At 65.5% G+C, this 12,857-nt stretch carries 11 protein-coding genes and 1 pseudogene; 5 read left to right on the top strand and 7 right to left on the bottom strand.

Annotated elements, in window-relative coordinates; genetic code table 11:
* Window positions 1–182 precede the first annotated feature (182 nt).
* Window positions 183–1,121, top strand: coding sequence for a LysR family transcriptional regulator (locus AB5K84_RS11760; protein WP_011089568.1), 939 nt, complete (start codon window positions 183–185; stop codon window positions 1,119–1,121).
* Window positions 1,122–1,283: 162 nt separating this feature from the next.
* Here the strand turns inward: AB5K84_RS11760 and uxuA are convergent, their stop codons facing one another.
* The 6 genes and pseudogenes from uxuA to AB5K84_RS11730 form a co-directional block, all read right to left on the bottom strand.
* Window positions 1,284–2,474, bottom strand: coding sequence for a mannonate dehydratase (gene uxuA, locus AB5K84_RS11755; protein ID WP_011089569.1), 1,191 nt, complete (start codon window positions 2,472–2,474; stop codon window positions 1,284–1,286).
* Window positions 2,475–2,489: 15 nt separating this feature from the next.
* The gene (locus tag AB5K84_RS11750) at window positions 2,490–3,539 is read right to left on the bottom strand and encodes an L-idonate 5-dehydrogenase (RefSeq protein ID WP_011089570.1); all 1,050 of its coding nucleotides are present in this window, start codon (window positions 3,537–3,539) and stop codon (window positions 2,490–2,492) included.
* Entirely contained in the window at window positions 3,536–4,942 is a 1,407-nt protein-coding gene (locus AB5K84_RS11745; RefSeq protein WP_011089571.1) for a TRAP transporter large permease, read from the bottom strand. Before AB5K84_RS11745 ends, AB5K84_RS11750 begins: the two co-directional genes overlap by 4 nt.
* A 4-nt stretch (window positions 4,943–4,946) precedes the next feature.
* Window positions 4,947–5,525, bottom strand: a complete 579-nt coding sequence (locus tag AB5K84_RS11740) for a TRAP transporter small permease (protein WP_011089572.1) — start codon at window positions 5,523–5,525, stop codon at window positions 4,947–4,949.
* A gap of 108 nt (window positions 5,526–5,633) precedes the next feature.
* Window positions 5,634–6,591, bottom strand: a pseudogene (locus AB5K84_RS11735) (sialic acid TRAP transporter substrate-binding protein SiaP).
* Between the two features lie 87 nt (window positions 6,592–6,678).
* On the bottom strand, window positions 6,679–7,500 hold the full coding sequence (locus AB5K84_RS11730; protein ID WP_038965671.1) for a FadR/GntR family transcriptional regulator: 822 nt from the start codon (window positions 7,498–7,500) through the stop codon (window positions 6,679–6,681).
* 144 nt (window positions 7,501–7,644) lie between these two features.
* On the opposite strand from AB5K84_RS11730, the gene AB5K84_RS11725 reads away from it, so the two are divergent.
* Together AB5K84_RS11725 and AB5K84_RS11720 are read left to right on the top strand one after the other, a co-directional pair.
* A complete protein-coding gene (locus AB5K84_RS11725; protein ID WP_038965670.1) occupies window positions 7,645–9,129 on the top strand; it encodes a mannitol dehydrogenase family protein in 1,485 nt (494 codons plus the stop codon).
* Window positions 9,130–9,229: 100 nt separating this feature from the next.
* Entirely contained in the window at window positions 9,230–9,637 is a 408-nt protein-coding gene (locus AB5K84_RS11720) for a nuclear transport factor 2 family protein (RefSeq protein WP_011089576.1), read from the top strand.
* A 67-nt stretch (window positions 9,638–9,704) separates the two neighbouring features.
* Here AB5K84_RS11720 and AB5K84_RS11715 read toward each other — a convergent pair whose 3' ends face one another.
* Window positions 9,705–10,421: an HAD family hydrolase gene (locus tag AB5K84_RS11715; RefSeq protein ID WP_038965679.1), complete on the bottom strand. Its 717-nt coding sequence runs from the start codon at window positions 10,419–10,421 to the stop codon at window positions 9,705–9,707.
* A gap of 156 nt (window positions 10,422–10,577) precedes the next feature.
* Here AB5K84_RS11715 and AB5K84_RS11710 point away from each other — a divergent pair, with 156 nt between their 5' ends.
* Window positions 10,578–11,429 carry an SDR family oxidoreductase gene (locus AB5K84_RS11710; protein WP_011089578.1) on the top strand — a complete coding sequence of 284 codons (852 nt, stop codon included), beginning with the start codon at window positions 10,578–10,580 and terminating at the stop codon, window positions 11,427–11,429.
* A 117-nt stretch (window positions 11,430–11,546) separates the two neighbouring features.
* Window positions 11,547–12,815 (top strand): serine hydrolase domain-containing protein, encoded by a 1,269-nt coding sequence (locus tag AB5K84_RS11705; RefSeq protein WP_011089579.1) that lies wholly within the window; start codon window positions 11,547–11,549, stop codon window positions 12,813–12,815.
* The last annotated feature ends 42 nt before the right edge of the window (window positions 12,816–12,857 follow it).

Genomic DNA, 12,857 nt, shown 5'->3' with positions numbered 1-12,857 from the left:
GTGCCTCACTGCGCGCCATAAGCCTGCTTTATAGACAGGGATTTGGAGCACTCCTGGTTGCAGCGTGCACTGCAACCAATCCTTTGCTCGAAGCCCCTGTCTTTAGGCTGTCATGCGAATGACACCAGACTTGGCAAAACTCGGCAATTGCCAAATTCTCACCCGGCTCATAACATGACCTTATGCCCGAGCTCCGCCGGATGCTGCCGTCCAGTAACGCCCTGTTCGTCTTCGACGCAGCAGCGCGCAATGGCAGTTTCACCGCGGCGGCCGCCGAATTGAACGTCACGCAGCCCGCGGTGAGCCGGATGCTCGGCCAGTTCGAGCAGCATCTCGGCGTCCGCCTGTTCGACCGCAAGGCCGGCCGCGCGGTGCTCACCGAGGAAGGCGAGTTGCTCTATCGCCGTGTGCTCGAAGGCTTTCGCAGCATCGAGAGCGGACTCGTGGAAATCGAACGGCGGCGCAAGGGCACCGAGACGGTGACGCTGTCGGTCTCCTCCGCCTTCACCACGCATTGGCTGATGCCGCGCATCGACAAGCTGCAGCGGCAGTTTCCTGAGGTCGATTTGCGCTTCCAGCTGATCTCCGGCGCGCTGCGCGGGCCGGTGGAGAATGTCGATCTCGGCATGCGCTTTCGCGACCGCGACGAGCCGTCGTCCGGCGGCACGCTGGTGATGAAGGAAGTGATGCTGCCGATGTGCAGCCCCGGCTATCTCGGCGAGACCGACCCTGCCGAGGGCAACACCATCATCCGCCTCGCCGAGACGCCGGGCGACTGGGCCGCGGATTACGCCTCGCTTCTCACCGGGCGCCGCGGTGCGGCCAAGGCGCTGAGCTTCACCGACTATGCCGTTGTGATGCAGGCTGCCCTGCTCGGCCAAGGCATTGCGCTCGGCTGGCTGACGGTCGCTTCGCACTGGCTCCTGACCGGCGCGCTGGTGCCGGCGTCCGACACGCTCACCACCACGCGCCGCATCTGCGAATTCCTGCCGCCGCGCAACCGGCCGATGCGCCCCATCGCCACCGAGATCCGCGACTGGATCATCGCGCAGATGAAAAGCGAGATCACCGCGATCGACAAGCTCTATCCGAAACTCGGCGCGATGGCCGCGTGCTATTAGTTGCTCCCTCTCCCCGCCTGCGGAGAGAGGGTCGGGGTGAGGGGGAGTCTCCGCAAGGACGGTGAGAGTTGGACTCGCGGAGAGTCCCCCTCACCCGGATTGCATCTTCGATGCAATCCGGCCTCTCCCCGCAAGCGGGGAGAGGCGAAGCGCACCACGCCGTCACCGATGCTCGATCGCCCTGACGGCGCCGCGGAGCTCGGCGAGGCCGCGCAGGCGGCCGATCGCGGTGTAGCCGGGATTGGTGCGCTTGGTGGCGGCGAGATCGTCGAGCATGCGGTGGCCGTGATCGGGGCGGAACACGATTCTTTTGTCGGGCGAGCGCCGCGCGTTCTCCTTCAGCAGCGCCTTGAGCACGGCGACCATGTCGACGTCGCCGTCGAGATGATCGGATTCGTAGAATGACAGGCCGTCCGCCTCGCGCTTGGTCGCGCGCAGATGCGCAAACGCAATGCGCGGGCCGAAGCGCTCGGCCATTTCAGGCAGGTTGTTCTCGGGCCGCACGCCGAGCGAGCCCGTGCACAGGCAGATGCCGTTGGCCTTCGACGGCACGGCGTCGAACAGCGCCTGATAGTCGTCGGCCGAGGAGGCAATGCGCGGCAGTCCAAACAGCGGACGCGGCGGATCGTCGGGATGCAGGGTCAGCGAGACGCCGAGCTGTTCCGCAACGGGGGTGACGCGCTCCAAAAACTCGGCGAGATGCTGTCGCAGGATTCTTGGCGTGATATCGCGGTACGTTTCGAGCCGGTCGCGGAATTGCGGGATCGTCATCGGCTCGGTTGTCGAGCCGGGCAGCGCGCTGGCGATGACCATGACGAGATAGTCGATGTCGGCCTGGCTCAACTGGTCGAACAGCGTTTTCGCGCGCGCTTGCTGCTCCGGTGAATACTCCTGCGCGGCGGCCGGACGCTTAAGGATGTGCAGCTCGAACGCGGCAAAGCGATCCTGGTCGAACCGCATGGCACGAGCGCCGTTCGGCAGCTCCCATTCCAGATCGGTACGGCACCAGTCCACCACGGGCATGAAATTGTAGCAGATGATCTTGATGCCGGAAGCGGCCACGGCCTCAAGGCTCGCGATCCACGCCTCAATCGACTTCGTCGCCTTACCGCCGAGCCGCTTGACGTCGTCAGGGATCGGAATCGACTCCACCACCGACCACGTCAGTTGCGAGCGGCCGGGCTGGCCGCGCTCGATGAAGTTCTTGCGCTCCTCGACCGCCTTGCGCGTCCAGGCCTCCCCGATCGGCACCTGATGCAGCGCCGAGACGATATCCGTCGCCCCGGCCTGCCTGACGTCATCGAGCGAGACCGGATCGTCCGGTCCGTACCAGCGCCATCCTTGCAACATCATCGAGATTCTCCCGGATCAGTTCGCAGTCAGCACGACCTTGACGCTCTGCGAGCGGTCGAGCGCCAGCCGCAGCGCATCGGGTGCGGTCGAGAGCGGCCGCTCGGCCGTGACCAGCGACAGCACGTCGACGCTGCCAGCGGAAATCAGTTCCACCGCCGTCATGAACTCGAAGCCGAAGCGGAACGAGCCGCGCAGGTCGATCTCCTTCGCCATCACGGCGTTCGACGGCGTCGGGATCTGGCCACCGGGCAGATTGCCGATCTGCACCACGACGCCGCCACGCCGGACGATGCCGATCGCACTGGCAAGGCCCGCGGCCGTGCCCGAGACTTCGAACGCGACGTCGTAGGGACGTGCAGCGGCCTGCGCCTTCAGGCCCTCTTCGCCACCCGATACGTTCTCGACATGAGAGGCGCCAAGCCGGCTCGCAAAGGCGAGCGGTGCCGGTGCGATGTCGGCCACCGTGATGTCGGCCATGCCGGCACGGTGCGCGGCGAGCATGGTCAGAAGCCCGATCGGACCGGCGCCGAAGATGATGCCGCGCTTGCCCTCGATATTGCCGGCGCGCGCGACCGCGTGCAGGCAGACTGCGAGCGGCTCGGCGAGCGCTGCCGCCTGATAGGAGACGTGATCGGGAATCTTGACGCATTGCGCGGGGATCGCGTCGAAGTAATTGGCAAAGCCGCCCTGCATGTGCGGGGTCTTCGAGGCCGAGCCCATGAAATAGATGTTTTCGCAGAGGTTCGGCCGGCCCTCGCGGCAGGCGACGCAATGGCCGCACCAGCGCGACGGATTGACGGCGACGCGGTCGCCGACCTTCAGATTGGCTGCGGAACCCGATATCTCCACGACCTCGCCGGAGATCTCATGTCCCAGCACCAAAGGCGACTTCACCACGAAATCACCGGTCCGCGCATGACGGAAATAATGCATGTCCGAGCCGCAGATGCCGCCGGCGCCGAAGCGGATGCGCACCATGCCTGATGCGAGCTTGTCGAGCGGATGCTCGATCATGCGCAGATCTTCGGGGCCGAACAGGGTTGCGGCGAGAGCAGTGGAGGTCATTTGGAGAGTCCCATGTATTTAGGCAGCCAGAGGGTCAGTTCGGGGATGTAGGTGATCGCGATCAGCGCGAGCATCAGCGGCACCAGCCAGGGCAGGATCGCCACCGTCGTGCGTTCGACCGAGAGTTTTGCCACGCGGGCGAGCACGAACAGCACCATGCCGAGCGGCGGATGCAGCAGGCCGATCATCAGGTTCAGCGTCATGATCAGGCCGAAATGGATCGGATCGATGCCGAGCTTGAGCACGATCGGCAACAGGATCGGCACCAGAATGGTGATCGCCGCCGTGGTGTCGATGAAGCAGCCGACGAACAGGATCAGGACGTTGGCCAACGCAAGGAACACCCATTTGTTGTGGGTGATGCTGAGCATCCAGTCCGAGAGCATCTGGGCGGCCTGCGACACCGTCAGCAGCCAGGCGAAGATCGACGCAGCTGTCACGATGAACAGCACCGAGGCCGTGGTCTCGATGGTGTCGAAAGTCGCCTTCGCCACCGTCTTCAGCGTCATGGTGCGGTAGCGCACGAGCCCGAGGAACAGCGACCAGATCACGGCGGCAACCGCGGCCTCGGTCGGCGTGAACCAGCCCAGCGTCATGCCGCCGATCAGGATCACCGGCGCCATCAGCGCCATCACCGCGGAGAAGTCGAAATACCAGTCGATCGCGAGCAGCACGCCGAGCCCGATGACGACCGCCATGTTGGTCGACATGCCGGCGACCACCATCAGCCAGATCGCGAGCGGGAAAGCGAGCACGATGGCGATCTCGAGGCCGGCCGAGCCGAGCTGCGGCCAGGAGAACGGCGTGTCGCTGCCCCATTTGTTCTTGTGCGCGAAGTAGGTGACGGTGGCCATCATCAGAAGCGTCATGACGATGCCGGGAATGACGCCGCCCAGGAACAGTGCGCCGATCGAGACGTTCGCCATCATGCCGTAGATCACGAAGGGCAGCGACGGCGGGATGATCGGGCCGAGCGTCGCGGACGCCGCAGTGACGCCGACCGAGAACTCGGTCGAATAGCCGTGGTCCTTCATCGCCTTGATCTCGATGGTGCCGAGGCCGGCAGCGTCCGCGATGGCGGTGCCCGACATGCCGGAGAAGATCACCGAGCCGATGATGTTGACGTGGCCGAGGCCGCCGCGCATCCAGCCGACCAGCGCGACCGCGAACTTGTAGATGCGGCCGGTGACGCCGGCGATGTTCATGAGGTTGCCGGCCAGGATGAAGAACGGCACGGCGAGCAGCGGGAAGCTCTCGACGCCGGCGATCATGCGCTGCGCCAGCGTGACGTCGGGCGTCACGCCGCTGACCAGGATGTAGAGCAGCGACGACGCGGCCATGGCGATCGCCACGGGAACGCCGAGCAGCATCAGGAGGAGAAAACCACCAAGCAACAGCAGCATGACCTTACCCTTCAAAACCGTCGTAGGCGCCGGGACGTTCGAGGATCGAGTAGCCCTGTCGCAGATGTTGCAGCGCCACCTGCACCGAGCGCGCGAACATCAGCACGAAGCCGGCCAGCACGGCGTAATAGACGTAGTCCTTGGGAAGATTGATCGTGGTCATCGACTCGTCGCCGATGATCTGGATGTAGACCCAGACCAGCTTGATGGCGTAGCCGAAGAAGGCGATCCGGATCAGGTCGATGACCGTCGACAGCGTGCGCGCGACGAGATGCGGCAGATAACGGTAGATCAGATCGACCTGGATGTGCCGCGACAGCCGCACGCACATCGAGGCGCCGATGAAGACCACGCCGATTAGGCAGTAGGTCGCGATCTCCTCGGTCCAGGCATAGCTGTCGTTGAGGACGTAGCGGGTGAAGAACTGGAGGAAGACGGCGAGCGCCATCACCCAGAAGATCGCCAGCGCCACCCAGTCCTCGAAAGCGTAGATGCCGAGATCGACCTTCGGCGTCGCCTCCTCCTCGAAGGTGTGGGCGATCTCGTCCGCGGTGATCTGCCGGTGTATTTCGGCGGTCGACATGGGGTTACCTCTCTCCAAATCGTCGTTCCGGGGCGACGCGTCAGCGTCGAACCCGGAACCTCGAGATTCCGGGTTCTCGCTTCGCGAGCCCCGGAATGACAGTCACTGCTATTTAACTTCCTGAATCCGTTCCCAATCCGCCTTGCGATAGCCAAACGTCTCGAACGCGACGTTCTTCAGCACGGTGTCGCGGAACTCGTTCTTGTCGACCTCGGTCACGGTCAGGCCCTTCTCCTTGAAGAAGGCGACCAGCTTGGCTTCGTTCTGCTTGATCTCCGCGGTCGCCTTGGCGGCGGCCTCCTGCGCGACGTCGGTGAAGATCTTCTTGTCCTCGTCCGAGAGCTTCTTCCAGAGCGCGCCCGCCACCACCGTGTTGAGGTGGTCGACGATGTGACCGGTCAGCACGATGTGCTTCTGCACCTCGTAGAACTTCTTGGCCTCGATCGTGGTCAGCGGATTCTCCTGTGCCTCGACGGTGCCGTTCTGGAGCGCGAGATAGACTTCGGCGAACGCGATCGGCGCGGTGTTGGCGCCGCAGGCGCGCGGCATTGCGAGATAGGCCGGAACGTCGGGCACGCGCATCTTCAGGCCCTTGAGGTCGGCGCAGCTCTTGATCGGCTTGTTCGACGAGGTCTGGCGCACGCCGTAATAGGTCACGGCGACGATGTGGTGGCCGCTCTTGTCCTCATAGCCCTTGGCGAGTTCCTTGAAGATGTCGCTCTTGGTGTAGGCCAGGATGATCGGCGTCGCGGAAGGTGTAGGGATAGTAGGTCACGCCGATCGGCGGGAAGCTCTTGGCCGCGAAGCTCGAGCCGGAGATGATGATGTCGACCGAGCCGAGCGAAAGGCCCTGGTTGATGTCGGCTTCCTTGCCGAGCTGGGACGCCGGATAGACATCGACCGCATAGCGCCCCTTGGTGCGCTTGCCGATCTCCTGCGCGGCCCAGACCGAAGCGGTATGGAACGGCTCAGAGGTCTCGTAGACATGGGCCCATTTCAGCTTGGTCTGCGCCATGCCGGCCTGGGTCGTTGCAAACATCGCCGCGGCCGAGACCGCGAGCATCATCGTCATCTTCTTCAACACTGACTTTTCCTCCATCGTTCAAGTCTGCTTCTTGTTCGCCCGCCTGCAAGGAATGCGGGCCGCCCAATCTCATCGCCGCCGCGCGCTGCCGCTCTTGGCTTGCTTCTTGGCCTGTTTTTCGGCCTGCTTCTTCGGCGCCCGCTCTGGTTTTGCCGGCGTTGCCGGAGATCGTGCCGGGGACGATCCTGACGCAGCCACGGCGCCGAAATTCTGCGCAAAGCGCTCCTGCGAGCGCGCCAGGTGTTTGCGCATCGCCTCGCGCGCGGCGTCCGGATCATGCGCGGCGATCGCGTCGCGCACGGCGCGATGCTCGTCGAGCGCGGTGCGCCAGGTGCCCGGGTTCTCGAAATAATGCGCAAGCTGCGCGAAATAGGGATTGAGGCGCTGGTCGAACAGCTCGCCGACCACGCGCACCAGGACGGCATTGCCGAGACTTCCGGCGATCGCGACATGGAAGGCGCGGTCGTGGACCATCGAGGCTTCGCCGGGGTGCTCGACATTCTCCATCGCGAGAAGCGACGCGTCGATGCGCGCGACGTCGTCCTTGGTCGCGACGCGCGCGGCCTGCTCGGCGATGGCACTCTCCAGGAATTCGCGGGCGCGCAACAGCTCGAACGGCCCCTCGATGACGGAAGCGGTCGCAGGCGCCGCAACGGCCGCGGGCTCGATCACATAGATGCCGGACCCGACGCGGATGCGCAGGCGGCCTTCGACCTCGAGCGCGATCAGGGCTTCGCGCACCGTCGGCCGCGACACCTTGAGCTGCTCGGCGAGCTCGCGCTCGGTCGGCAAGCGGCTGCCGACCGCGTACTCGCCGCTGTCGATCAGGCTTCGCAATTGATCGGCGACCTGGCGATAGAGCCGTCTCGCCTCCACAGCTTCCAGCGGCACGCTGGTCCTCCCCGAAAGGGTCGCGCGGGGTCGTCCAAACCCGCCGCCCGCCAATTTTGGATAATTGGCCTTACCAATTGACCGGAGCATTGACCGAGGACGGGCGCCATGTCAAGCAGCGGCCAAAGACAGGGAGAGACGACCATGCGCCATAATTCAACGCGTCTTGGCCGCGCCAATCTCGACCGGCTGCCGCCGGCCATCCGCCGCCCGGCCTATGACCGATCGCGCGTCACGCCCGGCATCGTGCATCTGGGCCTCGGGGCCTTTCATCGCGCGCATCAGGCCGTCGTCATCGACGATTGCCTTGCCACAGGCAGCGCATCCTGGGGCATCGTCGGCGCGAGCCTGCGCAGCCCGGATACGCGCGACGCCCTCGCCCCGCAGGATCATCTCTACACCGTTGCCGTTCGTGCCACTGAGGGCACCGAGCACCGCGTCATCGGCGCTTTGCTCGACAGCGTCGTCGCACGCGAGAACCCGGTGCGGTTGATCGAGCGGATGGCCGATCCCGCCATTCGCATCGTCTCGCTCACCGTCACCGAGAAAGGCTATTGTCATACGCCGCAGACCGGCGATCTCGACGAGCGGCATCCGGACGTCGTGCACGATCTCAACAATTTTGACGCGCCGCGCTCGGCCCCCGGCTTCATCGTGGCCGCGCTGGCGCGCCGCCGGGCGCAGGGGCTTGCGCCCTTCACCGTGCTGTGCTGCGACAACCTCGCCGCCAACGGCCACACCGTGCAACGGATCGTGACGCAGTTCGCGGCGCTGCGCTCGAAGGATCTCGGCAAGTGGATCGCGGATACCGCAGCCTTTCCCTCGACCATGGTCGACCGCATCGTGCCGGAGACGACGGATGCCGACCGCGATGCGGTGTCATCCGCGCTGGGCTTCCGCGACGCCTGGCCGGTGATGACCGAGCCCTTCACGCAATGGGTGGTCGAGGACCGCTTCGCGGCGGGCCGGCCCGATCTTGCCGCCGCGGGCGTCGAGCTCGTCACCGACGTCAAGCCGTTCGAGCTGATGAAGCTTCGGCTGCTCAACGCCAGCCATTCCGCGCTCGCCTATCTCGGCTATCTCGCCGGCTACGAGACCATCGCCGACACCATGCAGGATCCGCACTTCGCGCGTCTCGCCGCGCAGGTGATGGAAGAGGCCGCGGTGACGCTGAAGATGCCGGCGAGCACCGACCTTGCCGCCTATCGCGCCTCGCTGCTCAAGCGCTTCGCCAATCCGGCGCTGCATCATCGCACCTGGCAGATCGCGATGGACGGCTCGCAAAAGCTGCCGCAACGCCTGCTCGGCGCGATGCGGGATCGCCTCGCCAAGAACCTGCCGATCGCGACGCATGCGCTCGCGGTGGCCGGCTGGATGCGCTACGTCACCGCGCGCGACGAGCACGGCCGCGCCATCGACGTGCGCGATCCCCTCGCCGGCGAGTTCGCAGGCTTGGCGCGCGAGGCGGGCCCTGTCGCCGAACGGCTCGCGCCCGCACTGCTCGGGGTCGGACAAGTGTTCGGGCCGCTGGGTGCCGAGCCGCGCCTGCGCGAGGCCGTGATCGCGGCGCTCGGCCGTCTCTATACGGACGGCGCGCGGCGGGCGGTGGAGACGCACGTTTCTGCGTGACCACAAACTGGGCAGTAATGCTGCACTGCGGTCCAAATCGAACGCAAAGTCGACGGAAGTCGCGCTTGATTTTTGCCTGTCATTGCCTCACCCGAGAGCAATGGCAAAGGACAGCAAGGTCATCGCCGCGAACGCGGCCTTCTACGCCGCCTTTTCAACGGGCGACTTCGCCGGAATGGAACAGATGTGGGCGGATGACGACGCCATCTCCTGCATCCATCCCGGCTGGCCTGCGATCATCGGGCGGGCCACCGTGATCGGGAGCTGGCGCGACATCCTGCAAAATCCGGAGCGACCGCAGATCGTCTGCGCCGAGCCGCAGGCCATCGTCGACGGCGACTGCGCGCGCGTGCTCTGCATCGAGATCCTCGACGGCACCGCCTTGGCCGCTGCCAACCATTTTCGCCGCGTCGGCGACGACTGGCGCCTGGTTCACCATCAGTCGAGCCCGATTGCGCAGATTGTCGAGCAGGCTGAAGACGATAGAACGAGTCACCGCGTCCACTGAAGGCGGCAGGCCCGCCGGCCCGTTCTACTGTGCATGGGGTTGTTTTTCAGTTTTTTAGTTGGCGACCTCATCGAAGCCCCGACAGATCGTCCAGCACCAACCGTGCCGCGCCGAGATCATCGTCCCGGAAGAACATGCTGCGGGTGATCAGAACCGGGATGTTCGCCCGCGACGCCGCAATCAGGCCGTTGGCGGAATCCTCGATTGCGACGCAGTCGAAAGGCTCCATCTTCAGCCGCGCCAGGACTTCGAGATAGACATCCGGCGCAGGCTTCTTGTGCCGCACGTCGTCGCCGGCAACGATCGCATCGAAGTCCGCGGCCCAGCGCATCCCCAGCGCCCGCGACAGCAGCGCATCGATGTTGCCGTGCGAGGTGGTGGTCGCGATCGCAAGCCGCTGGCCGCGGGCCTTCGCCGCGGTCAGAAGGTCCGTCACGCCCGGCCGCAGCGGGCAACAGCCGGTCTCGATCAGCGCGGCGTAGTGCGCGGTCTTGACGCGGTGGAGTTCGGCGATGTCTTCGTCTGACAATGGCCGGGCAATCCGCAGCCGAGCGTGGTGAGCGCGAATTCGCTCCTTGCCGCCTGTCACCCGCAGCAGGTCCTTGTAGACGGCGCGGTCCCAATGCCAGTCGAGACCGTGGCGGACAAAGGCATGGTTGAAGGCCTGCCGATGCAGTTCCTCCGTCTCGGCCAGGGTGCCGTCGACATCGAAGATCAGCGCGGCCGCGCGCCGGATCAGCTCCGCGGCGTCCAATGGCGGCATAGTGGCCGCTTCTGCCTGCATGATCGACGCTTCCCTGATGACATCTCCGCGACGAGCGATCATCGCCCGCACTGGCGGGCGCGTAAAATTGCAATATCTTTTGCCGGACCCAAAAATCCCTTATGAGCGGGGGCGCGCAGCTGGCGCGACGGGAACTCCGACCTGCACGGGAGAGGCATGCGGCTCTTCATTCTAGGCTTCGGCTACAGCGCCAGGCATTTCGTCCGCAGATTCGGCGGAACGTTCTCGCACATCGCCGGCACGGTGCGCGATCCCGCGAAACGGGATGACCTTGCAGGCATCGAGGTGCACCCGTTTTCCGGCAGCCGCCCGGCTCGCGAGACGGCCGAACGTATCAGCGACGCCGATGTCCTTCTCATCTCGATCCCGCCCGGCAGCGCCGGCGATCCCGCAATCGCGGCCTGCGCGGACGTGCTGGCCGGGGGCCGTCAGCGCAAGATCATCTACCTGTCCACGATCGGCGTCTATGGCGATCACGCAGGCAGCTGGGTGGACGAAAGCACGCCGCCGCAGGCCGCCCTCGACCGCACACGCATGCGGCTCGCAGCGGAGCAGGCCTGGACGGATATCGGGCGCGGCGATGTCGCGATCCTGCGGCTTGCAGGCATCTACGGTCCCGGCCGCAACGCGCTGGTGACGCTGCGCGCCGGAACGGCCCGGCGCATCATCAAGCCCGGACAGGTCTTCAACCGCATCCACACCGACGACATCGCAAGCGCGATCATGGCCGCGGTTCGTCACCAGGGCAGCGGCACCTGGAACGTCTGCGACGACGAGCCCGCGCCGCCGCAGGACGTGATCGCCTATGCGGCCCAGCTCATGGGCGTCGCGCCGCCGCCCGAAGAGGCGTTCGAGACCGCCGAGATGTCGGCGATGGCGCGTAGCTTCTATGCCAGCAGCGCTCGCGTCTCCAACGCGAAATTGAAGCGCGAGCTCGGCGTCACGCTGGCCTATCCGACCTACCGCCACGCCCTGGATGCACTGTGGCGCGCGGGCGAAGGACGATAGGATCCACCTCCGACGCCTCCCAGACATGCCCTGCCTGCGCTTGACTTCGCCCCAGTGCGATCGTGATCTAGGTGCCGCGCGAGCCACAACGAAACGAGCTCGCCTTGGGAGGATACAATGAAGAAGACGATCGCCATGATCGCGGCGGCGGCTGCCGTCATCGCATTCGGTGCAGCGCGCGCCGCACCGCTGCCCGAAGCCAATCCTGACGACGCCGGTTTCTCGAAGCAGGGTCTTGCACGGCTCGACAGTTTCTTCGCCCGCGAAATCGCCGCAAAGCGCGTGCCCGGCGCCGTCGTCGCAGTGGCGCGTGACGGCAAGCTCGTGCACTACAAGGCCTATGGCCTGCTCGATCCGGACAAGGGCACGCCGATGCCGGTCGACGCGATCTTCGCGCTGGCCTCGATGACCAAGCCGATGGCCGCAGTCGCAGGCCTGACGCTGATGGAGAAGGGCCAGTTGCCGCTCCAGGCCAGGCTGTCCGACTACTATCCCGGCTTTGCCGACATGAAGGTCGGCGTTCAGCAGGCCGACGGCTCGCTCAAGCTCGAGCCGCAGGCCTCGCCGATCTTCATCCACGATCTCTACCGGCATACGTCCGGATTGATGTATGGCGGTCGCTCGGACAGTTCGAGCCCGGTGGCGCGGCAATACCCTGATGGCGTCGCGCCGGCGATCGAAGGCGACACGCAGGCCTTCGTCGACCGCATCACAAAGCTGCCGCTGGCGCATCAGCCCTCGACCGAGTTCGAATACGGCTTTTCGATCGATGTGCTCGGCGCCGTCGTCGAGAAGGTGAGCGAACAGCGGCTCGGCGACTATCTCGCCGCCAATGTGTGGCAGCCGCTCGGCATGAAGGACGCGACCTTCCACCCGACCGACGCGCAGCGCCCTCGCCTCGCCCGCCCGTTTGCCAACGATCCGCTGACGGGGAAGCCGCAAGCCATCAAGCTGCTGGACACGCCGACCAGGTTCGACTGCGGCGGCGCCTGTTCGTTCGCGACGGTCGGCGACTACATCCGCTTCGGGCAGATGCTGCTCAACGGCGGCGAGCTCGACGGCCAGCGCATCCTCGGCCCGAAGACCGTGCATCATATGACGACCAACCATCTCGGCCCCGAGATCAAGAACAACGTGGCGGTCATCGAGCCGCATCGCGCCGGTTTCGGCTTTGGCCTCGCGGTTGCGGTCCGCACCGGCGAAGGGGTGTCGTCGGTCCCCGGCAACCCCGGCGAGTTCACCTGGAACGGCGCGTTCGGAACGCAGTTCTTCTGCGATCCCAGGGAGCGTCTCGTCGTCGTGGTGGGAACGGCGGCGCCCGGTGAGCTCAGGAAATACTATCGCGAGCAGGTCCAGGACATCGTCTATGGCGCGATGGTGAAGTGAGATCGGCACGCTGAAACAGAAAGGGCGGCCGTGCGGGCCGCC

This window comes from Bradyrhizobium sp. 1200_D9_N1_1 (genome assembly GCF_052075915.1).
GTDB lineage: Bacteria > Pseudomonadota > Alphaproteobacteria > Rhizobiales > Xanthobacteraceae > Bradyrhizobium > Bradyrhizobium diazoefficiens.
Note: the sequence above shows the minus strand (reverse complement) of the source record. Positions and strands in the feature narration are given on the sequence as shown.

Bases quoted from the DNA above. Each gene is read 5' to 3' on its own strand.
- AB5K84_RS11760 (WP_011089568.1), top strand. From the start codon at position 183: ATGCCCGAGCTCCGCCGGATGCTGCCGTCCAGTAACGCCCTGTTCGTC.
- uxuA (WP_011089569.1), bottom strand. From the start codon at position 2,474: ATGATGTTGCAAGGATGGCGCTGGTACGGACCGGACGATCCGGTCTCG.
- AB5K84_RS11750 (WP_011089570.1), bottom strand. From the start codon at position 3,539: ATGACCTCCACTGCTCTCGCCGCAACCCTGTTCGGCCCCGAAGATCTG.
- AB5K84_RS11745 (WP_011089571.1), bottom strand. From the start codon at position 4,942: ATGCTGCTGTTGCTTGGTGGTTTTCTCCTCCTGATGCTGCTCGGCGTT.
- AB5K84_RS11740 (WP_011089572.1), bottom strand. From the start codon at position 5,525: ATGTCGACCGCCGAAATACACCGGCAGATCACCGCGGACGAGATCGCC.
- AB5K84_RS11725 (WP_038965670.1), top strand. From the start codon at position 7,645: ATGCGCCATAATTCAACGCGTCTTGGCCGCGCCAATCTCGACCGGCTG.
- AB5K84_RS11720 (WP_011089576.1), top strand. From the start codon at position 9,230: ATGGCAAAGGACAGCAAGGTCATCGCCGCGAACGCGGCCTTCTACGCC.
- AB5K84_RS11715 (WP_038965679.1), bottom strand. From the start codon at position 10,421: ATGCAGGCAGAAGCGGCCACTATGCCGCCATTGGACGCCGCGGAGCTG.
- AB5K84_RS11710 (WP_011089578.1), top strand. From the start codon at position 10,578: ATGCGGCTCTTCATTCTAGGCTTCGGCTACAGCGCCAGGCATTTCGTC.
- AB5K84_RS11705 (WP_011089579.1), top strand. From the start codon at position 11,547: ATGAAGAAGACGATCGCCATGATCGCGGCGGCGGCTGCCGTCATCGCA.